Origin of the sequence: Hymenobacter chitinivorans DSM 11115 (genome assembly GCF_002797555.1) — a bacterium.
GTDB classification, from domain to species: Bacteria; Bacteroidota; Bacteroidia; order Cytophagales; family Hymenobacteraceae; genus Hymenobacter; species Hymenobacter chitinivorans.
In genome coordinates, this window is the sequence record NZ_PGFA01000001.1 from 553,205 (window position 1) to 571,339 (window position 18,135).

Sequence of the window (18,135 nt, forward strand, 5' to 3'; positions counted from 1 at the left end):
TTCGCTTTGCGCAGGATGACAGCTCTTTTTTAGACAGTTCACCTAAGAAGATGGCGTTTCGAATTGCCTCCAATTCTTGATTCCTGATTCTTACTTCTTAATTCCAGCGAAGTGGCTTCCAATAACTTCATCGACTACGTCAAAATCAATTGCCGCTCCGGAAAAGGCGGGGCCGGCTCGGGCCACTTTTTCCGCGCCAAAGGCCTGCCCAACGGCGGCCCGGACGGCGGTGACGGCGGCCGCGGGGGCCACATTATCCTGGAAGGCAACTCCCAGCTCTGGACCCTGCTCCACCTGCAGTACCAGAAGCACCTGATTGCTAAGCCCGGCGAAGGCGGCGGCGAAAACCTGCGCACCGGCGCCCAGGGCGACGATATTATCATCCAAGTGCCGCTCGGTACCATTGCCCGCGACGCTGAGACGGGGGAGAAGAAGCTCGAAATTACCGAGCACGGCCAGCGCCTGATCCTGACGCCCGGCGGCCGCGGCGGCCTGGGCAACGACCACTTCAAGTCGGCCACCAACCAGGCGCCCACCTACTTCCAGCCCGGGGAGCCCGGCATCGACGAGTGGGTGATTCTGGAGCTCAAGCTGCTGGCCGACGTGGGCCTGGTGGGTTTCCCCAACGCCGGCAAAAGCACCCTGCTGTCGGTGGTATCGGCGGCCCGGCCCAAGATTGCCGACTACGCCTTCACCACCCTGACGCCCAACCTGGGCGTAGTGGCTTACCGCGACTATAAGTCGTTCGTGATGGCCGATATTCCCGGCATCATCGAGGGCGCGGCCGAAGGCAAAGGCCTGGGCACGCGCTTCCTGCGCCACATTGAGCGCAACTCGATTCTGCTCTTTATGATTTCGGTCGACAGCAACGACATTGCTGCCGAGTATCAGGTGCTGCTCAGCGAGCTGGAGCAATTCAACCCCGAATTGCTGGAGAAAAAGCGCCTGCTGGCCATCACTAAGGCCGATTTGATTGACGACGAGCTGGAGGCCGAAATCCGCGAGACGCTGCCGACCGATTTGCCGACGGTGTTCATTTCCAGCCTGGCCAACAAGAACATCATGCAGCTCAAGGACATGATTTGGCAAGCGTTGCACGCCAAGGAGTAGAAACTGTGGGCTTACGGATTGTGCATCCGATTCAGCGTAGCGCTGGTTAGCAGAGTCAGGATAAGTAGGCCGTAAGCCCAGCTCATTCGTTTGCCGGTACAATGGCGTAGCGCCCGGGCAAAAAGCCAGGCCGTTGGCAGCCAGGAAATCCAATTGATGAGCATCTGCTGGGCGTATAGCTCGGCGGTTTGGTAGTACCAGCCCCCGTCGCTCATGGCTTCTTCAGAACCAAACGGGTATTGGGCAATGGTTGCTGGGGCTCTAATCAGCCCGATGCTCACCCATTCCCAAAAACTGATAAGCAGCAAGAAGCTGCCCAGGATCAGTCCAGGCGCCAGTAGCCATCGGGTGAATGGACGACTGACCGTAGATTGGGCGGAGGAAGTCATAATGGGTAAGTTCTGAGTGTCAGAAGGCCGGGTTGGGCCGGGCCATGTGGCCTAGATGCAAACAATGATACTACGTCTGAACCAAACTATTCTGGCACATGGTTTCAGTGCCAAACTGACAGCCAAAGCCGCTTTGGCAAACTCCTTGCGCCCCGTTTAGCGCTCACCGGCAACTACCGTGAAAAACCCTTTCCGACGAATATTTACGAAAATGGCTGAAGATACCACCCTGCCCCAGGACGACAATCTGTCTGTTGACCCCGACAACGCGGCGGGCGAATTGCAAGAGGAAGTAAACTCCCTCGATACCGACTCTGCCGAAGCTACCGATGGCGGCGCGCCCAAAGCCGAAGCGTCCAAAACCGATGCCGAGCTGGCCGAGCTGAAGGACAAATACCTGCGTCTGGCCGCCGAGTTTGACAACTATAAGCGCCGCACCGCCAAGGAGCGCCAGGACCTGTTCAAAACCGCCAATCAGGAGCTGATGGTGGCGTTGCTGCCCGTGCTCGACGATTTTGACCGGGCCCGCCACCATACCAAGGACACCGAGGATGCTTCTGCCGTGCGCGAAAGCATCGACATCATATCTGGCAAGCTCCAGAAAACCCTGCAGCAGAAAGGCCTGACCCCGATGGAAACAAAGGGCGGCGCTTTCGATGCCGACCTGCACGAGGCCATTACCCAGATTCCGGCTCCCTCCGAGGAGTTGAAAGGCAAGGTAGTGGACGAGGTAGAAAAAGGGTATTACCTGGGCGACAAAGTAATCCGGCACGCCAAAGTGGTGCTGGGCAGCTAGTAACAACAGTAACCGTCATGCAGAGCGAAGCGAAGCATCTCGCGTGCTGACATTTGAGTAGCAATTCAACGAATGCACGCGAGATGCTTCGGCTCCGCCTCTGCATGACGGCCTGACAAGAAGACAATGGCAACGAAGCGAGATTATTACGAGGTGTTGGATGTCGCCAAGACCGCCTCGGGTGACGAAATAAAGAAGGCCTACCGCAAGGTGGCCATCAAGTTTCACCCCGACAAGAACCCCGACGACCCCACGGCTGAAGACAAGTTCAAGGAAGCCGCCGAGGCCTACGAGGTGCTGTCGGATGAGCAGAAGCGCGCCCGCTACGACCGGTACGGCCACCAGGGCATGGGCGGCGGCGGGGGCGGAGCCCAGAACATGGAGGACATCTTCTCCCAGTTCGGCGACATCTTCGGCGGGGGCGGCTTCGAAGGCTTCTTCGGGGGCGGGCAGGGTCGCGGTGGCCGGCGCGTGAAGAAGGGCTCCAACCTGCGCATCAAGCTCAAGCTGGACCTGGAGGAGGTTGCCAACGGCGTCGAGAAGAAAATCAAGGTGAAGCGCTACGTGGCCTGCAACACCTGCTCGGGCACCGGCGCCAAAAACGGCACCGACCTCAAGGACTGCGGCACCTGCCACGGCCAGGGCCAAGTAAAGCGCGTGGTAAACACGATGCTGGGCCAGATGGTCAGCTCCTCGACCTGCCCCACCTGTAACGGCGAAGGCAAGATCGTGAGCAGCAAGTGCGACGTGTGCCACGGCGAAGGCCGGCAGCTGCACGAGGAAGTTATTCCGATCAACATCCCGGCCGGCGTGGCCGAGGGGATGCAGCTGAGCATGAACGGCAAGGGCAACTACCCCGAGCGGGGCGGCGTGCCCGGCGACCTGCTCATCCAGATTGAGGAAGAGCCCCACGAGCTGCTCAAGCGCGACGGCAACAACATCATGTTCGAGCAGTACATTTCCTTCGTGGACGCGGCCCTGGGCGCCAACATCGAGGTGCCGACCATCGAGGGGAAAGTCAAAATCAAGGTGGAGCCCGGCACCCAGCCCGGCAAAATCCTGCGTTTGCGCGGCAAGGGCATCAAGGACCTGAACGGCTACGGCCGCGGCGACCAGCTGATTCACCTCAGCGTCTGGACGCCCAAGAACGTGACCAGCGAGGAGCGGGAGCTGCTCGAAAAGCTGCGCGACGCCCGCAACTTCACGCCCAACCCCGGCAAGAACGAAAAAGGCTTCTTCGAGAAAGTGAAGGAGTATTTCCAGTAGAGCCGGTGCTTTAGCAGTTTATAAAAGCCCGCCTTCCTTCGGGGAGGACGGGCTTTTTTATGTTGTGACGCCAGTATCTTGTAATCTATTTATTATAAACTACAGAATAGATTTGCACAGTGTAATCTATTTCAAAAAAGCATGGAAATAGATTACATAACCTGCCGGGCTGGAACCGGGCGAAGTCAGGCTTTACTGCTTCACCAAGCGCTTAGTAACGATGCCCTCCTGCGCTTGCAGACGGAGGCTATAAACGCCGGCGGGCCAGGCTGCCACCGGTAGTTCCAGCTCGATTCGGCCGTGCTGGGATTGTAGGTGTAGCTGGGTCACGACCTGGCCCAAGCTGTTGAGTACTACGAGGGGCAGAGCTGGCTGCTCGCGCAGGCCGGTCAGGCTGAAAGTGGTGGCAATCTGTGCCGGGTTGGGGTAGAGGTTGGTGGCGGCAGCCAGCTGCGTAAGCGGCCGCGTACCCAGGGTAATGAAGCTGGAGTAGGTATCGACGGAGGAGTTGACGTAGCTGGCCGTAGCACGGTTATAGCTCTGGCCCACATTGCGGCGCACGGCGTTGGCAGAGGTGTAGGAGAGCAGCTGCCGGTAGGCATACCGGATTACCCAGGCACTGTTGCGCCACTCATCCGTTTGGTTGAGCAGCAGGTTGCCATAATCGTCGAGCTGGTAGGTGTCACGCGCGAGGTTGGTCCACCCGGCTTGGGTAGGCGAATCCTGGGTCAGGATTACAAAGCTGCCGTTGGGCTGGAAGGTAATGGTCAGCCGTTGGTCGTGGGCCCAGGCGCTGGTCGAAGAGTCCCAATCCTGTTGCTCATAGGAAGCGGGCTGCTGCTTGGCCCAATCGTGCCAAACGATGTTGCGGGCCCGGTACTGATTCACATACTGCGTCTCATTCCACTGCTGCTGCACTACTTCCGTCCACTGGCCGTTTGTGCCAACGCTATAAGTGGTGCGGCTCCGCAGGCGCCACGTGTTGGTGCCGGAGTCCCAACCTTCCAGTATTTCGCTGGTCAGCACCCCGGCAGGCGTGTACGTGTTGGTATAGCGCGTGCCGGATACCATCACCCAGCTGTTGTTGAGCCAGCCTTGGTACAGGAATAGGGTTTCGTGGCCCTGGGCATCGTAGGTGTATTGCTGCCGGTCGCTGTTCGTGTACGCGGCCCCGGTCCAGGTTTGGCTTAGCGCCTCCGTCAGCTGGCCCTGCGCATTGTAGCTTTGAAGGATTTTGGTCAGCGAGGTGTTGAGGGCAGAGTCCTGGAAGATAATCTGTTGGGGCAGGCCCTGGGCGTTGTAAGCATACGTAATGAGCATCCCGTTCATCCAGCGGTTCTGCTGCTGTTCCCAGTAGTGGGAAACCTGGCGCGTAGGCAGGGAAGTGGCCGTGGCGCCTCGTGCCAGCACCGGCGCGTTGGTAGCCCGGGTCAGGGGTTGATGTTTGGACCAGCTGGCGAAGCTGCTCTGGACAGGACCGGTTTGGGCCAAACTACCAGGGGCCCCCAGCAGCGCAATGGCCAGGGCCAGGAGAAAAAACTGTTTCATAGCGGGTGGGAATGGAAGGTGTATGCCTTAATTTACTCATAATAATATATATACATTACAATTATTTATTGTAAAGATTCAATAAAAGCTGCCTGTTAGCCGATTCGGGAGAATAGTGGAACAGGCGGAAGTCCGGCAGCGAAAAATAATTTGGCGCCGGCTGTAATGCGGCCCTGGCTGAGTCGATATATAGGGTGTACTTCGGCTAGAACTTTCTGCTGTGACTCCCGACCCCGTTAGCTCCGATTTCTTGGCCGTTCTTAATGCCAACCAGGGCATTCTGCACCGCATGTGCCGGCTCTACTGCCAGGAAGCGGAGGAGCGGCAGGACTTGTACCAGGAAATTGTGCTCCAGCTCTGGCGGGCCTTTCCGCGCTACGAGCCCACGGCCAAAGTCAGCACCTGGCTCTACCGCATTGCCCTGAACGTGGCCATCAGCAACCTGCGGCAGCGTACCCGCCGGCCCGCCCCCGAGCGGCTGGGCGACGAGCCGCCCGAGGTGGCCCTGCCGCCCGAGCCCGGCCCCGATGCCGACGACCTAGCCCAGCTCTACCGGGCCATTGAGCGGCTCTCCGACGTGGAAAAAGCCTTTATTCTGCTCTACCTCGAAGAGCGCACCTACGAGGAAATGGCCGACATCCTGGGCATTACCCAAAACAACGTGCGCGTGAAAATGCACCGCGTCCAAGACAAGCTTCGCCACCTTCTTACCCAGCCCGCCTAATGGAACTCGACGACCTCCGCCGGCAGTGGCAGCAGCAGCCCACCGGCCCTTCGCAATCTACTTTAACTCACCAAAAGCTTCAGACGATGCTAACCTTCCAACCCGCTTCCCCCGTCAGTGAAATGCTGCGCAACGCCCAGCGCGACCAGCGCCTGATCTTCATTGTCATTCTGCTCAACGTGGGCAACGTGGTAAACATGGGCCGCCGGTTTGGGCTGGGCAGCGCCCTGAGCCTGGTCTACGTGGTGGTGGCCCTGATGATTTTGCTGGCTTCCTGGTACGCCTACCGGCAGCGGCAGTTGATTCGCCAGCTCCGGCTAGCTGACGGCACCACTTATGCGCATCTACGGGACATTGTGCGGCAGCTGCGGAGCTTCAACCACCGGAAGCTGTACACGAAAATTGCCTTTCTAGCAACGGTGGCCCTGGTAGTGCTATACGGAAAATACGAAGCCATTCAACGCAGCTTGCAGTCGGGCCTCAGTCCGGTACTGGTGGCCGTCGGAGTGGTTGTTATTCTGAGCTTAATTGCCGGTATACTCTACATCGGCCAGCGTCGGCAGCAGCGCCGCTACGGCCAGCACCTCGACCAGCTGGAGGCGGCTTTGCGCGAGCTGCAGGAGCCGGCGTAGCCTCCCGTTCAGGACCGTTTTTTTACCATTCATCCGGCTCATTTGCCGGTCCGGTAAGAAGAATGCCGCATCTTTATAGAGTTCCTGTAATATTACAGTCCACGACCAACCAGCCTTCCCATGCCTCCTATTTTACAAGCTATTGACGTGCGCAAGGTGTATGCCGCGCACACGGCCCTCAGCGGGGTCAGCCTCGACATTCCCGAGGGCAGCATCTTCGGACTGCTCGGGCCCAACGGGGCGGGCAAAACCTCCCTGATCCGCATCATCACCCAGATTACGGCCGCCGACTCGGGCGAAATCCGGTTTCGGGGCGAGAAGCTCAACCCCAGCCACATTGCCCACATCGGCTATTTGCCCGAGGAGCGGGGCCTTTACAAGAAAATGAAAGTGGGCGAGCAGCTGCTCTACCTGGCCCGCCTCAAGGGCCTGACCAAGCCCGACGCCACCGCGCGCATCAAGCAGTGGATTGAGCGGCTGGACCTGCGGCCCTGGGTTAATAAGAACGTGGAAGACCTGAGCAAGGGCATGCAGCAGAAGGTGCAGTTTATTGCCACCGTGCTCCACGAACCGGCCCTAATTATCCTCGACGAGCCTTTTTCCGGTTTCGACCCGATTAATGCCAACCTGATCAAGGACGAAATCCTGGCCCTGCGCGACCGGGGCGCCACCATCATCTTCTCGACCCACCGCATGGAGTCGGTGGAGGAGATGTGCGACAACATTGCCCTGATTAACCGCTCCCGCAAGGTACTCGACGGGCCGGTGCGCCAGATTAAGGATACCTTCAAAACCCAGACCTACGAGGTGGAGGGCAAAGGCCGCCTGATGGTCATTCACCCCGACTTTGAGGTGCTCGAGCACAAGGAGCGCGAAAACGGCCACTTCTACGACCGGATCAAGCTGCACCACAACACGACGCCCAACGACCTGTTGCGCTACCTGATCGGCAACGTGGAGGTGCACGCCTTCCGGGAGCAAATTCCCAGCATCAACGAAATCTTTATCCGGCGCGTGCAGGAAACCATGCCCGAAACCCTCGAAACCGCCAACGCTCTGCTCTAATTCGTCATGGAAAAAATCTGGCTTATCATTCAGCGCGAATACCTGACGCGGGTGCGCAAAAAAAGCTTCCTGGTGGTATCGTTGCTGGCCCCGCTGCTGCTGGCGGGCACCACGCTGGGCATTGCCAAGCTCAACGCCCCCGGCGCGGCCGACGAGGTGGCCGTCTACGACGAAAGCAGCCTGGGTATCCTGCCGCACCTGACCAGCACCGAGGAAACCCGCTACGTGCCGGCCGTGGGCTCGTCGGCTACGGCTGCTACGGCCGCCTTCAAAAAGGCCAAGCCCAAGCAGGCCGCCCTGCTGGTTTTTACCAAGGATTTTTCCCTCGACAACTCCGGTGGCGTGCAGCTGCTGGCCGATGGCAACATTAGCCTGAAGCGGCGCGAGAATATCCGCAAGGCCCTGAACAAGGCCGTCAGTGAACTGAAGCTGACCCGCTCGGGCCTCAACCAAACCACCATCGACAACCTCAAAGCCGACGTAAACCTGAAGGCGGTAGACTTGTCGCAGCAGGGCGGGCGCGAAAACAACGTGGGCCTGACCACGGCCACGGCCTACATCCTGTCGATTCTGGTGTACATGTTCATCTTCATCTATGGCGTGCAGGTAATGCGGGGCGTGGCCGAAGAGAAATCGAACCGGATTATGGAGGTGATGGTGTCGTCGGTGAAGCCCTTCCAGCTCATGATGGGCAAGATTTTGGGTATTGCCGCCGTGGTCCTGACTCAGTTCGGCATCTGGCTGGCCTTGTCCTACGGCATCACGACGGTGGCCGCGCCCCTGCTGATGAAATCCGACAAGGCCCCAGTCGCCACCACGAGCGTAACGGCGGCCAAGCCCGCGGCGGCCAGTGCCGCCACGGTGGCTGCCGCCGACGCGGATGCTATGCCCGCGCCCCCGCAGCCCGGCACCACGCCCAACCTGTGGAGCATTCTGGAAGGCCTGCCCCTGGGCAGCATCATCGGCGGCTTCCTGTTCTTCTTCCTGGGTGGCTACCTGCTCTACTCATCCCTGTTTGCCGCCATCGGCGCGGCCGTCGACGACCAGACCGATGCCCAGCAGTTTATGTTCCCGGTAACCATTCCGCTGATTCTAAGCTATATCGTGAGCATCAACGTCATCATCAATGGGGACCCGAACGGCCCGCTGGCCTTCTGGCTGTCGATGATTCCCTTTACCTCGCCCATTGCCATGGTTATGCGCCTGCCCTTCGGCGTGCCGCTCTGGCAGCTGCTGCTCTCGGGCGCTATCCTGGTCGGCGGCTTTATCTTTACCACCTGGGTGGCCGGCCGCATCTACCGCGTGGGCATCCTGATGTACGGCAAGAAAGTAACCTACGGCGAATTGTCGCGCTGGATGTTCTATAAAGGCTAATCAGCCCCGCCAATTTGTTCCCAAAGCCCTTTACTGCCGCGGCGGTAAAGGGCTTTTGTGTAGTCGCACGAAGCTCCAACTTCGCGTGTCGTTGTTTACTATACCCAACTATCGTTCAACGATACGCGAAGTTGGAGCTTCGTGCGACTGCCCGGCCTGCGTACTTTTGCCTTATGCTGAAAAAACTCCTGCTGTTGCCGCTGCTGCTCACCCTGCTCAGCTTCCGCGCCGATGACAAGCCGGCCTACCGCCTCTTTACCGGCGCGGGCAAACCGGCCGGCTACGACAAGATGCTCCGGGAGCTGGCCGCCGCCGACGTGGTATTCTTCGGCGAGCAGCACAACGACCCCATCGGCCACTGGCTGGAACTGCAGCTCACCAAAGACCTGCTCCGCCTGAAACAGGGGCAGCTGGTGCTGGGCCTGGAAATGTTTGAGCGCGACGTGCAGCCCCTGGTCGACGGCTACGCCACCGGGGAGCTGGACGACAAGGCTTTTGAGGAACAGAGCCGGCCCTGGCCCAACTACGGCACCGACTACAAGCCCCTGCTGCAGCTGGCCCGGCAGCAAAAATTTCGGGTGGTGGGCACCAACGTGCCGCGGCGCTACGCCTCCCAGGTGGCCAAGGGCAGCCTCGCGGCCCTCGACGAGCTGCCCGCCGCCGAAAAAGCCTGGCTGGTGCCTTTGCCGCTGCCAGTGGATTACAGCCTGCCCGGCTACCAGAACATGGCCAAGATGTTTGGCGGCGACGCGGCCCACGCCGCCGGGGTGCAGAACATCATCCAGGCCCAGGCCCTCAAGGATGCTACCATGGCCCATTTCCTGAATCAGGCTCGCCCCGCGGGCCATTTGCTGCTCCATATCAACGGCAGCTACCACTCCGACAACCACGACGGAATCCTGGCCTACCTGCGCCAGTACAACCCCCAACTCAAGGTCAAAACCGTCAGCACCGTGACGCAGGAGCAGTTGGGCAAGCTGGAGAAGGAGCACGCGCAGCAGGCCGATTTCGTGGTGGTAGTGCCCCAGGACATGACCAAAACCTATTAGGCCAGCTTCCGGCCGCCCAGGCAAGCCGCGTCGTGCAGCTCGGTCAGCTGGCGGGCTTCTGGCGTTACGGTGCCGCTGCCGTACTCACCCACCAGCTCACACACGGAGAAATCCTGGCTGCGGCGCGCGTATTCCTGCTCCCACTGCCGTTGCTGCTGTACCTGCTCGGCCGTATCGTAGGGAAAAGGATGGGCGGGACGCTGCCAGCCGATTCGCCAGGGCTTGGGCGTGAGGCGGGCCCGGTAGCAGTTTTGGCTTTGGCAGAGCCGCACGTAAATGGCATCGGTGCGCATGGCGGCAAACACCTGCTGGGCCTCCGCGCTGCCCGGCCCCAGCAGCTGGTGCGTCACCAGCAGGCGAAACCCCAGCCGGGTGCGGTAGAGGCGGAAATTCCACTCCGGGTGCAGCTGCAGCCAGGCCGCCAGCCGCATTTCCAGCTGCGCCAGCGCGTCGGGCTGGGGTGGGGCCGGGGCCGGGGGCGGCGGTGGGGGAGCCGGGGCAAACAGGTTGCGCAGGAAGCCCAGCCAGCTGAACGGAGTTCCGGGCTGCTGCCGGGCCGGGCGTGGCGGTTCGAGCAGGTCGTGGCTGTCTACGTCCAGAAACATCACCCGCGGGGCGTTGAGTACCAGGCTGCCGTAGCGGTTGCGGGTCAGGGCGGCTATCAGCTCGCCGTGCTCAGTGACGATGCGCTGCTCCAGCTGCTCGCGCAGGGGTGCCGTGCCGGAAGGGTAGTCGTGCAGCGGTTCGTCGTGCAGCAGCCGGCTGTGGCGCTCCTGCAACAGCTGCTGCCCGGCCGCCTGCGCTGCCACCACGCTTTCGTCGCTGCCGGTGTAGGCAATCAGGTGAAACCAGTGGCCGGCGACGTTCTGACAGTCGAGGGTGGTGCGGGCCCAGTAGGAGTAGAGTTGCATCAGCGGAAGAAAGGAATAGCGGCGTAAGATAGAAGCCCGCCGGCCGTTTTTGCGTAAGAGCAAAACGCACTTCGCGCCGACGTTTACCTTTACCGCATGATTTCCACGCAAAACCTTGCCGCCCTGCCCGCCGAAATGGAGTTGCAGCGCGTCTGCAAAGCCCTGGCCGTACTCGACGCCATTATTTCGCCCGAGGAAGAATACCGCTACCACACCTACGACGCCAAGTGGGGCGAAGGGGAGGAGGTATTCGAAATGAACGATGGCGAAGGGGACCAAATGCTGATTCTCTTCGCGCCCGAAGGGGCCGTCATCAACGGCTACGCCGACGGGCTGCCGGAAGCCGATAAAGCGCCGCTGCGGGAGGCTCTGCCCGAGGCGTTTCACGAGTTTATCTTCGGCGAGCCGGTCAGCTCCATCGGCACCACGTTCTGCGTCTGGACCGTGGACAACTCGCCCTGGCAGCTGGCCCCCGGCACGCCGGCCGAAGACGGTTCCGACGAGTTGCTGCCCATCCTCGACGGCCACCCGCGCACCTACATCGACTGGGCCCAGGAGTATTTCGAGGAGGAGCGTTTTCCCAAGGACGGCCTGTTGCTGGGTACCGTGACCCAGCTCTACTACGGCGAAACCCTGACTAAACCCATGGTGCAGGCGCTGGTAACGCACGTGGCCGACTGGGAAGCCCTGCGCCGCGACCTGGACGAAATCAACTACCCCTACGACTTCGACTAGTTCAGCCTTAACCCAGCCACAGGTACAAGCCGGCCGCGGCCACCCCGCCCAGCAGCGGCCCCACCACCGGAATCCAACCGTAGCTCCACTCACTCGAACCTTTGCCGCGCACCGGCAGCAGGGCGTGGGCCAGGCGCGGGGCAAAGTCGCGGGTGGGGTTGATGCCGTAGCCGGTGGTGCCGCCCAGCCCTAACCCAATAACCCAGACCAGCAGCGCCACCGGCAGGGCCCCCACCGAGCCCAGGCCCACGGCCGTATGCGTCGGCGTAATTTCGGCCCCGCTGATATAGAGAATGGTAAACACCAGCACCAGGGTCCCCACCAGCTCGTTGAGCAGGTTGGAGGCGTGGTTGCGGATAGCCGGGCCAGTGCAGAACACGGCCAGCTTCAGCCGCGGCTCCGGCGTTTGGTCGAAGTGGTCCTTGTAGAGCAGCCAAACCAGCGTGGCGCCCAGAAAAGAGCCCAGGAACTGCGCCAGCACGTATTCGGGTACCAGGTTCCAGGCAAACTTGCCGGCCACGGCCAACCCCAGCGTCACGGCCGGATTCAGGTGAGCCCCGCTCACGGGCCCGGCCACTACCACGCCCACGAAGACCGACAAGGCCCAGGCCGTGGTAATGACCAGCCAGCCGCTGCCGTGGCCCTTGGTGTTCTGGAGTACTACGTTGGCCACCACGCCGTTGCCGAGGGTGAGCAGGAGTGCGGAGCCGACTAGCTCGGCGGTAAATGGCGTCATGCCGTGGGTGGGGTTGAGGATGAAATATCGGGTGACGGGGCCTGGGACCAGGCTTGCAGGGCCCTCACGGCCCGTTGCCACTGGGCAATTCCTACGGCAATACTGCCTTGATCGACTTGCGGGTTAAAGGTAGTATCGGCTTGCTCCAGGGCTTGCAATTCAGCCACGTTTTGCCAGTAGCCCACCGCCAAACCGGCCAGGTAAGCCGCACCCAGGGCCGTGGTTTCGGTGTTGCGCGGGCGCGTGACGCGGCTTTGGAGCACGTCGGCCTGAAACTGCATGAGCAGGTCGTTGGCCGCCGCGCCGCCGTCCACGCGCAGCTCGGCAATGGGCAAGCCCGAGTCGGCCTGCATGGCCCGGAGCACGTCCATGGTCTGGTAGGCAATGGCCTCGACGGCGGCCCGGGCCAGGTGGGCCGCCGTGGTGGCCCGACTCATGCCGAAGATGGTGCCCCGGGCGTACGGGTCCCAGTAGGGGGCGCCCAGCCCGGCAAAGGCCGGCACGAAGTACACGCCCCCGGAGCTGCTCACCTGCCGGGCCAGGATTTCCACCTCGGCCGCCGTTTTGATAATGCCCAGGTTGTCGCGCAGCCACTGCACCACGGCCCCGGCCATAAAGATGCTGCCTTCCAGGGCGTACTGCACCTGCCCGTCAATCTGCCAGGCCACGGTGGTCAGCAGGTTGTTCCGCGAGGGTTTGGGCTCAGAGCCAATGTTCAGCAGCATAAAGCAGCCCGTGCCATAGGTATTCTTGACCATGCCCGGCCGGGTGCAGAGCTGCCCGAACAAGGCCGCCTGCTGGTCGCCGGCAATACCGGCCAGCGGCACTTTGGAGGCGAAAATAGTGGTCTTGGTGTGGCCGTATACTTCGCTCGAGGGCCGCACCTGGGGCAGCATGCTGGCCGGAATGTCGAACAAGGCCAGCAATTCCGCGTCCCACTGCAGGGTGTGGATGTTGAGCAGCATGGTGCGGGAGGCGTTGGTCACGTCCGTCACGTGCAGCTCGCCCTGGGTCAGGTTCCAGATCAGCCAGCTGTCCACGGTACCAAAGGCCAGCTCCCCGGCCTCCGCCTGCGCCCGGGCGCCGGGCACGTGGTCCAGAATCCAGCGCACCTTGCTGGCCGAAAAGTAGGCGTCGAGCACCAGCCCGGTTTTCTGCCGAATCAGCTCTTCGTGGCCCGCGGCCCGCAGCTCGTCGCAGTACTGGGCCGTGCGCCGGTCCTGCCACACAATGGCGTTGTAAACGGGTTTACCGGTGCCGCGGTGCCACACCACGGCCGTTTCGCGCTGGTTGGTAATGCCAATGGCCGCCAGACTCTTGCCATTCACCCCGGCCTTCACCGTGGCCTCAGCCGCCACCCCCGCCTGCGTTGACCAGATTTCCACCGGATCGTGCTCCACCCAGCCGGGTTGGGGGAAAAGCTGGGTAAACTCCTTTTGGGCCTGTGCCACCACCTGGCCCCGCTGGTCAAATAGAATAGCCCGGGAGCTGGTCGTGCCCTGGTCCAGAGCGAGGATGTATTGGGTAGGCATAGATAAGGGCAGGAGTAAGGGTGGGAGATGGAAATTAGAGAGTAGAAAGCAAGAATAAGAAAACACGTCATGTCGAGCAGCGCGAGACATGACGTTCGGTTCTGCTACTGTGCAGCGGTGGGCTCATTCAGCAGATACCCCCGGGCCAGCTCCCCAAACTCCGCTACCTGCCGGGCTTGCCAAGCTGCATCCCGGCCCAGCTCCCGGGCCAGCAGCTCGGCTACCCGCGGGGCCACCCGCATGGCCGCCGCCGCGTCCAGAAACAGCACCCGCACCCGGCGGGCCAGCACGTCTTCCACGGTGCGGCCCATTTCGGCGCGGGCGGCCCACACCACTTCGGCGCCGGTGAACTCCAGGGTCGGGTCCAGCTTTTTACCTAGCTCCGGCTCGTCGTCCACCAGCTGTTGCAAAGCGGCCTGGTCGGTGCCGTACACGCTGCGGTGGGTGCTGTAATCGGGGGTGGGTTGGGCGCCGTGAATGGGCAGGTGGGCCGTTTGGCTGGGCGCGGGCGGAAGCTTGCCGAGCGTAATGGCCCGGTCCACCGTGTCCTGGCCCATGCGGCGGTAGGTGGTCCACTTGCCGCCCGTGATGGTGAGCAGGCCGCTTTTCGACACCAGAATCTTGTGGCTGCGGGATATTTCCTTGGTCGTATCCGAGCCGTTCCGCGGGGCCGCCAAGGGCCGCAAACCCGCAAATACGCTCAGCACGTCCGCCCGCCGCGGCGCCTTGGTCAGGTACTGCCCCGCCGTGCGCAGAATAAACTCGATTTCCGCCGCCAGGGCCCTCGGTTCCAGGCTGTGCTCGGGCAGCGGGGTATCGGTGGTGCCCACTACTACCCGCCCGTGCCAGGGCACCGCAAACAGCACCCGCCCGTCCTCAGTCTTGGGAATCATCAGCGCATCGGGGCCGGGCCAGAACGACTGATCCAGCACGAGGTGCACGCCCTGACTGGGCCGCACCAACGGCCGGGCCCCGGGCGTATCCAGCTGCAGAATGTCGTCCACAAACACGCCGGTGGCATTTACGACCACCGTGGCCGTTACCTCGTAGGGCGCGCCGGTTTCCTGGTCCCGGGCCGTTACGCCCCTCACCCGGCCTTGGGCGTCCTTGCGCAGCCCCGTTACGGCTACGTGGTTGAGTGCCGTGCCGCCCTGCTCAATCAGCGTCTGGGCCAGGTTCACGGCCAGCCGGGAGTCGTCGAATTGCCCATCGTGGTAAAGCACGCCCCCGCGCAGCCCCGCAGCCCGCACGTTGCCCAGCCGCCGCAGCGTCTCGGCCCGACTCAGGTGCCGCGACGCGCCCAAACTCAGCCGACCGGCCAGCACGTCGTAGAGCTTCAGGCCCAGCAGGTAAAACGGCCCGCCCCACCAGCTGTAGCTGGGAATGATGAAATCCTGGTTTTTGACCAGATGAGGCGCGTTTTGCAGCAGCAAGCCCCGCTCGTACAGCGCCTCCCGCACCAGCCCTACGTCGCCCTGGGCCAGGTAGCGCACCCCGCCGTGCACCAGCTTGGTCGAGCGGCTGCTGGTGCCCTTGGCAAAGTCGGCCTGCTCCAGCAGCAAGGTTCGGTAGCCGCGGCTTACGGCATCCAGGGCCACACCCAGGCCAGTGGCCCCGCCCCCAATCACCACGATGTCCCACGCCGTTTGGGCCGTAAGCTGCCCTAGCAAAGTGTCGCGCCAGAATTGCGCCAGGTGAGGAGTTATGCTCATAGCTCTGCTTACTACCAAATTCCCCCGGGCGTTGACGCTGCCCGCCTAAAGCAGCATTTTCTAGCCTAAATACCAACCTGTAGCTTCCAAAACCCCAACTGATAGTCTCAACCGTTCCGGGTCCGGTCACAAAGGTTCCGGCTGTGGTTTCACTCGTTCCGGGTATAGACCCAGGCATTCCGGGCCTGGTCTCGACGGCTCCGGATACAGTCACGAGCGTCCCGGGTACGGATTCAGTCGTTCCGGGCTTAGTCACGGTCGTCCCGGGTACAGATTCAGTTATTCCGGGTATGAATTCAGCTCATCCGGGCCCGGAACCCGCTTCTGCGTACCTTCCCGGCCTAAACTACCGTGCCATGCTCACCCGTCAAGCCCTGCTCTCCGACATTCCCCAGCTCATGCAGGTCCGCGTGGCCGTGCGCGAAAACCGCCTGTCCGACCCCGCCCGCGTCCCCCACGAAGCGTATGTCGATTACCTCACCCGCCGCGGCCGGGGCTGGGTAGCCGAAGACGCCGGCAGCATTGTCGCCTTCGCCATTGCCGACGTGCTCGACCACAGCGTCTGGGCCCTGTTCGTGCATCCCAGCCACGAAGCCCAGGGCCTGGGCAAAACCCTCCTCGACCAGCTCCTCACCTGGTATTTCCAGCAAACCCAGCACCCCATCTGGCTCAGCACTGCCCCCGGCACCCGCGCCGAAGAGTTTTACCGCCGCCAAGGCTGGCAGGAAACGGGAAGGACGAAAGATGGGGAGGTGCGGTTCGAGCGGGCACAGTAGCCGAACGGATTTATGTAAATAACCCAATGGCCCTCTCCAAAATCATGAACGAAAACGAGTGGCCCCTAGCTGCTGTCTCAGCCTCGGCAGTAGCTACGGTTAGTATTCATTTCGCTTGGCCGGCGAATGACCAGCTCTACGACTTCGCTCCGGAAAAAAGAATAGGGGCCATTGACGACCTCATGCGCGGCCATATCAACCAGGTGGTGAGTTCCGGCTTGCTTCAGTCATACACCGTTGTGATGGTGGAGCGCCGTCGGCCCCGTAGCTTGCAGGCAGAAATTTTCGTTGAAAATTTGCCTGCCCTGAGCAAATTGCCGGGCGTCGATAGAATAGCCATTACCAAGGTTGCCGGTTTCAAAAAGAAGCGGCCGCGCCCCACCAATAAGCTGAAGTTTCACTGTGTAAAAATGACCGTCGCCATCCAGATTGAAGGCGCCGAAGGCGGGCTGCAGAAGTACGAGGAGCGCTACGTACTGCTCAAAGCCGTTTCATGCGAAGATGCCTACCAACGCCTGGAGGCCACCCGCGCCGATTATGCCCAGCCCTATCTAAACTCTGACGGTTACTTTGTCCGCTGGCGCATCGAAAGCCTGGATGACTGCTACGAAACCGGTATCGAAACCGCGGCCGAATTCAACAGTCCGCACGGCGTAGAAGTCTTCTCTATCCTAAAAAACCGCAAGCTCACGCCCGAGCGGACCTGGGACGGAAAGTAGAGCCCATAATCAGCCCTCATAATAGAAATTATGCCCACTATCATCACCCGCATCTGGCACGGTACCACTGCTGCCCACCACGCCGACGACTACCTGCGCTACCTCGAAGCCTCCGGTCTGGCCGATTATAAAAATACCCCCGGCAACCTCGGCGTCCAGGTTCTGCGCCGCCTCGACGGCGCCATCTGCCACTTCTGGACCGTCACCCGCTGGGACAGCTACGAGAGCATCCAGCGCTTCGCCGGCCCCGACTACGACCAGGCCCGCTATTACCCCGACGACGCCCAGTACCTGCTCGAGTTCGAGCCCACCGTGCTGCACTGCGAGACCTTCGAGTATTAACGAAGCTCCGCTGCTACTCAGCAGCAGAACCCGGCAATTGGCTTACTTTTCGGGAAAATCCTTCACCATCTTTATCCATGAAAGCAGTTCTTACTTTCCTTTTCGCAGTACTAGTCACCTTTAGCGCTTTGGCGCAAAACTTTGAGGGGCGCGTCCTCTACGCCAACACCTACAAAAGCAAGCTGCCTAACGTCACCGACCAGCAGTGGAACGACATGATGGGCACCACTCAGGAATATTTCGTGAAGGGCGGGAGCTACAAATCGGTGGCCAACGGCAAGCTTATGCAGTGGCAACTGTTCCCCGGCACCGACAACAAGCTCTACACCAAAATGGGCAACGCCGAGGCCGCCATCTGGAACGACGCTACCGTTAACCCCGACGAAGTGCTCAAGGCCGAGGTGAAAAAGAACGCCGCCACCATCCTGGGCTACCAGTGCGACGAGCTGACCCTGACCTGCAAAAGCGGGGTGCAGAAGTACTACTTCAGCTCCAAGCTGGCTCTCGACCCCAAGCTCTACGAAAACCACAAGTTGGGCAACTGGTACGACATGCTCAAAAACACCAAGGCGCTACCGCTGAAGTTCGTCGTCGACACCCCGCAGTTCAGTATGGAAAGCACTGCTACCGAAGTGAAACCCATGAAGCTGACGGCGGCCACGTTCGAGTTGCCCGCCGGTGTGCAAACCGTGAAAAGCCCGTACTAGGTCTTCCGAAAG

At 61.2% G+C, this 18,135-nt stretch carries 19 protein-coding genes; 13 read left to right on the forward strand and 6 right to left on the reverse strand.

The window, feature by feature from the left end:
• Positions 1-111 precede the first annotated feature (111 nt).
• A complete protein-coding gene (gene obgE / locus CLV45_RS02115) occupies positions 112-1,110 on the forward strand; it encodes a GTPase ObgE (protein ID WP_100334746.1) in 999 nt (332 codons plus the stop codon).
• 11 nt (positions 1,111-1,121) lie between these two features.
• Here obgE and CLV45_RS02120 read toward each other — a convergent pair whose 3' ends face one another.
• The gene (locus tag CLV45_RS02120; RefSeq protein WP_100334747.1) at positions 1,122-1,499 is read right to left on the reverse strand and encodes a hypothetical protein; all 378 of its coding nucleotides are present in this window, start codon (positions 1,497-1,499) and stop codon (positions 1,122-1,124) included.
• Between the two features lie 211 nt (positions 1,500-1,710).
• Between CLV45_RS02120 and CLV45_RS02125 the strand changes: the two genes are divergently transcribed.
• Together CLV45_RS02125 and dnaJ are read left to right on the forward strand one after the other, a co-directional pair.
• Entirely contained in the window at positions 1,711-2,295 is a 585-nt protein-coding gene (locus CLV45_RS02125; RefSeq protein WP_100334748.1) for a nucleotide exchange factor GrpE, read from the forward strand.
• A gap of 126 nt (positions 2,296-2,421) precedes the next feature.
• Complete coding sequence (gene dnaJ, locus CLV45_RS02130) at positions 2,422-3,561, forward strand: molecular chaperone DnaJ (RefSeq protein WP_100334749.1); 1,140 nt, start codon at positions 2,422-2,424, stop codon at positions 3,559-3,561.
• A gap of 192 nt (positions 3,562-3,753) precedes the next feature.
• Here dnaJ and CLV45_RS02135 read toward each other — a convergent pair whose 3' ends face one another.
• Positions 3,754-5,109: a T9SS type A sorting domain-containing protein gene (locus CLV45_RS02135; protein WP_100334750.1), complete on the reverse strand. Its 1,356-nt coding sequence runs from the start codon at positions 5,107-5,109 to the stop codon at positions 3,754-3,756.
• A 250-nt stretch (positions 5,110-5,359) separates the two neighbouring features.
• Between CLV45_RS02135 and CLV45_RS02140 the strand changes: the two genes are divergently transcribed.
• The 5 genes from CLV45_RS02140 (at position 5,360) to CLV45_RS02160 (ending at position 9,953) form a co-directional block, all read left to right on the forward strand.
• A complete protein-coding gene (locus tag CLV45_RS02140; protein ID WP_157807238.1) occupies positions 5,360-5,833 on the forward strand; it encodes an RNA polymerase sigma factor in 474 nt (157 codons plus the stop codon).
• Positions 5,833-6,465 (forward strand): hypothetical protein, encoded by a 633-nt coding sequence (locus CLV45_RS02145; protein ID WP_100334752.1) that lies wholly within the window; start codon positions 5,833-5,835, stop codon positions 6,463-6,465. The genes CLV45_RS02140 and CLV45_RS02145 overlap by 1 nt, the downstream gene beginning before the upstream one ends.
• 120 nt (positions 6,466-6,585) lie before the next feature.
• The gene (locus CLV45_RS02150; RefSeq protein ID WP_100334753.1) at positions 6,586-7,530 is read left to right on the forward strand and encodes an ABC transporter ATP-binding protein; all 945 of its coding nucleotides are present in this window, start codon (positions 6,586-6,588) and stop codon (positions 7,528-7,530) included.
• 6 nt (positions 7,531-7,536) lie between these two features.
• Complete coding sequence (locus tag CLV45_RS02155; protein WP_100334754.1) at positions 7,537-8,904, forward strand: ABC transporter permease; 1,368 nt, start codon at positions 7,537-7,539, stop codon at positions 8,902-8,904.
• A gap of 173 nt (positions 8,905-9,077) precedes the next feature.
• Positions 9,078-9,953 carry a ChaN family lipoprotein gene (locus CLV45_RS02160; RefSeq protein ID WP_245882560.1) on the forward strand — a complete coding sequence of 292 codons (876 nt, stop codon included), beginning with the start codon at positions 9,078-9,080 and terminating at the stop codon, positions 9,951-9,953.
• Here the strand turns inward: CLV45_RS02160 and CLV45_RS02165 are convergent.
• Complete coding sequence (locus tag CLV45_RS02165) at positions 9,950-10,864, reverse strand: hypothetical protein (protein WP_100334755.1); 915 nt, start codon at positions 10,862-10,864, stop codon at positions 9,950-9,952. The two genes, CLV45_RS02160 and CLV45_RS02165, sit on opposite strands and share 4 nt — an antisense overlap.
• 96 nt (positions 10,865-10,960) lie before the next feature.
• On the opposite strand from CLV45_RS02165, the gene CLV45_RS02170 reads away from it, so the two are divergent.
• A complete protein-coding gene (locus tag CLV45_RS02170) occupies positions 10,961-11,599 on the forward strand; it encodes a hypothetical protein (RefSeq protein ID WP_100334756.1) in 639 nt (212 codons plus the stop codon).
• Positions 11,600-11,606: 7 nt separating this feature from the next.
• Here the strand turns inward: CLV45_RS02170 and CLV45_RS02175 are convergent, their stop codons facing one another.
• From CLV45_RS02175 to CLV45_RS02185, 3 genes are all read right to left on the reverse strand, one after another.
• Complete coding sequence (locus CLV45_RS02175) at positions 11,607-12,335, reverse strand: MIP/aquaporin family protein (protein WP_100334757.1); 729 nt, start codon at positions 12,333-12,335, stop codon at positions 11,607-11,609.
• Complete coding sequence (glpK, locus tag CLV45_RS02180; protein WP_100334758.1) at positions 12,332-13,867, reverse strand: glycerol kinase GlpK; 1,536 nt, start codon at positions 13,865-13,867, stop codon at positions 12,332-12,334. Before glpK ends, CLV45_RS02175 begins: the two co-directional genes overlap by 4 nt.
• Before the next feature lie 104 nt (positions 13,868-13,971).
• The gene (locus CLV45_RS02185; protein WP_100334759.1) at positions 13,972-15,579 is read right to left on the reverse strand and encodes a glycerol-3-phosphate dehydrogenase/oxidase; all 1,608 of its coding nucleotides are present in this window, start codon (positions 15,577-15,579) and stop codon (positions 13,972-13,974) included.
• A gap of 356 nt (positions 15,580-15,935) precedes the next feature.
• Here CLV45_RS02185 and CLV45_RS02190 point away from each other — a divergent pair, with 356 nt between their 5' ends.
• The 4 genes from CLV45_RS02190 to CLV45_RS02205 all read left to right on the forward strand — a co-directional run bounded on the left by CLV45_RS02190 (position 15,936) and on the right by CLV45_RS02205 (position 18,123).
• Complete coding sequence (locus CLV45_RS02190; RefSeq protein WP_100334760.1) at positions 15,936-16,355, forward strand: GNAT family N-acetyltransferase; 420 nt, start codon at positions 15,936-15,938, stop codon at positions 16,353-16,355.
• Between the two features lie 26 nt (positions 16,356-16,381).
• Positions 16,382-17,074, forward strand: a complete 693-nt coding sequence (locus tag CLV45_RS02195; protein WP_100334761.1) for a DUF4288 domain-containing protein — start codon at positions 16,382-16,384, stop codon at positions 17,072-17,074.
• Between the two features lie 30 nt (positions 17,075-17,104).
• A complete protein-coding gene (locus tag CLV45_RS02200) occupies positions 17,105-17,416 on the forward strand; it encodes an antibiotic biosynthesis monooxygenase family protein (protein WP_211289891.1) in 312 nt (103 codons plus the stop codon).
• Positions 17,417-17,544: 128 nt separating this feature from the next.
• Positions 17,545-18,123, forward strand: a complete 579-nt coding sequence (locus CLV45_RS02205) for a hypothetical protein (RefSeq protein WP_211289892.1) — start codon at positions 17,545-17,547, stop codon at positions 18,121-18,123.
• Positions 18,124-18,135: the final 12 nt, after the last annotated feature.

Excerpts from the sequence above, each read along its gene's own strand:
- CLV45_RS02120 (WP_100334747.1), bottom strand. The coding sequence starts at position 1,499 with ATGACTTCCTCCGCCCAATCTACGGTCAGTCGTCCATTCACCCGATGG.
- CLV45_RS02170 (WP_100334756.1), top strand. The coding sequence starts at position 10,961 with ATGATTTCCACGCAAAACCTTGCCGCCCTGCCCGCCGAAATGGAGTTG.
- CLV45_RS02135 (WP_100334750.1), bottom strand. The coding sequence starts at position 5,109 with ATGAAACAGTTTTTTCTCCTGGCCCTGGCCATTGCGCTGCTGGGGGCC.
- CLV45_RS02125 (WP_100334748.1), top strand. The coding sequence starts at position 1,711 with ATGGCTGAAGATACCACCCTGCCCCAGGACGACAATCTGTCTGTTGAC.
- CLV45_RS02145 (WP_100334752.1), top strand. The coding sequence starts at position 5,833 with ATGGAACTCGACGACCTCCGCCGGCAGTGGCAGCAGCAGCCCACCGGC.
- CLV45_RS02160 (WP_245882560.1), top strand. The coding sequence starts at position 9,078 with ATGCTGAAAAAACTCCTGCTGTTGCCGCTGCTGCTCACCCTGCTCAGC.
- dnaJ (WP_100334749.1), top strand. The coding sequence starts at position 2,422 with ATGGCAACGAAGCGAGATTATTACGAGGTGTTGGATGTCGCCAAGACC.
- CLV45_RS02155 (WP_100334754.1), top strand. The coding sequence starts at position 7,537 with ATGGAAAAAATCTGGCTTATCATTCAGCGCGAATACCTGACGCGGGTG.
- glpK (WP_100334758.1), bottom strand. The coding sequence starts at position 13,867 with ATGCCTACCCAATACATCCTCGCTCTGGACCAGGGCACGACCAGCTCC.
- CLV45_RS02190 (WP_100334760.1), top strand. The coding sequence starts at position 15,936 with ATGCTCACCCGTCAAGCCCTGCTCTCCGACATTCCCCAGCTCATGCAG.
- CLV45_RS02200 (WP_211289891.1), top strand. The coding sequence starts at position 17,105 with ATGCCCACTATCATCACCCGCATCTGGCACGGTACCACTGCTGCCCAC.
- CLV45_RS02195 (WP_100334761.1), top strand. The coding sequence starts at position 16,382 with ATGGCCCTCTCCAAAATCATGAACGAAAACGAGTGGCCCCTAGCTGCT.
- CLV45_RS02175 (WP_100334757.1), bottom strand. The coding sequence starts at position 12,335 with ATGACGCCATTTACCGCCGAGCTAGTCGGCTCCGCACTCCTGCTCACC.
- CLV45_RS02185 (WP_100334759.1), bottom strand. The coding sequence starts at position 15,579 with ATGAGCATAACTCCTCACCTGGCGCAATTCTGGCGCGACACTTTGCTA.
- CLV45_RS02150 (WP_100334753.1), top strand. The coding sequence starts at position 6,586 with ATGCCTCCTATTTTACAAGCTATTGACGTGCGCAAGGTGTATGCCGCG.
- CLV45_RS02165 (WP_100334755.1), bottom strand. The coding sequence starts at position 10,864 with ATGCAACTCTACTCCTACTGGGCCCGCACCACCCTCGACTGTCAGAAC.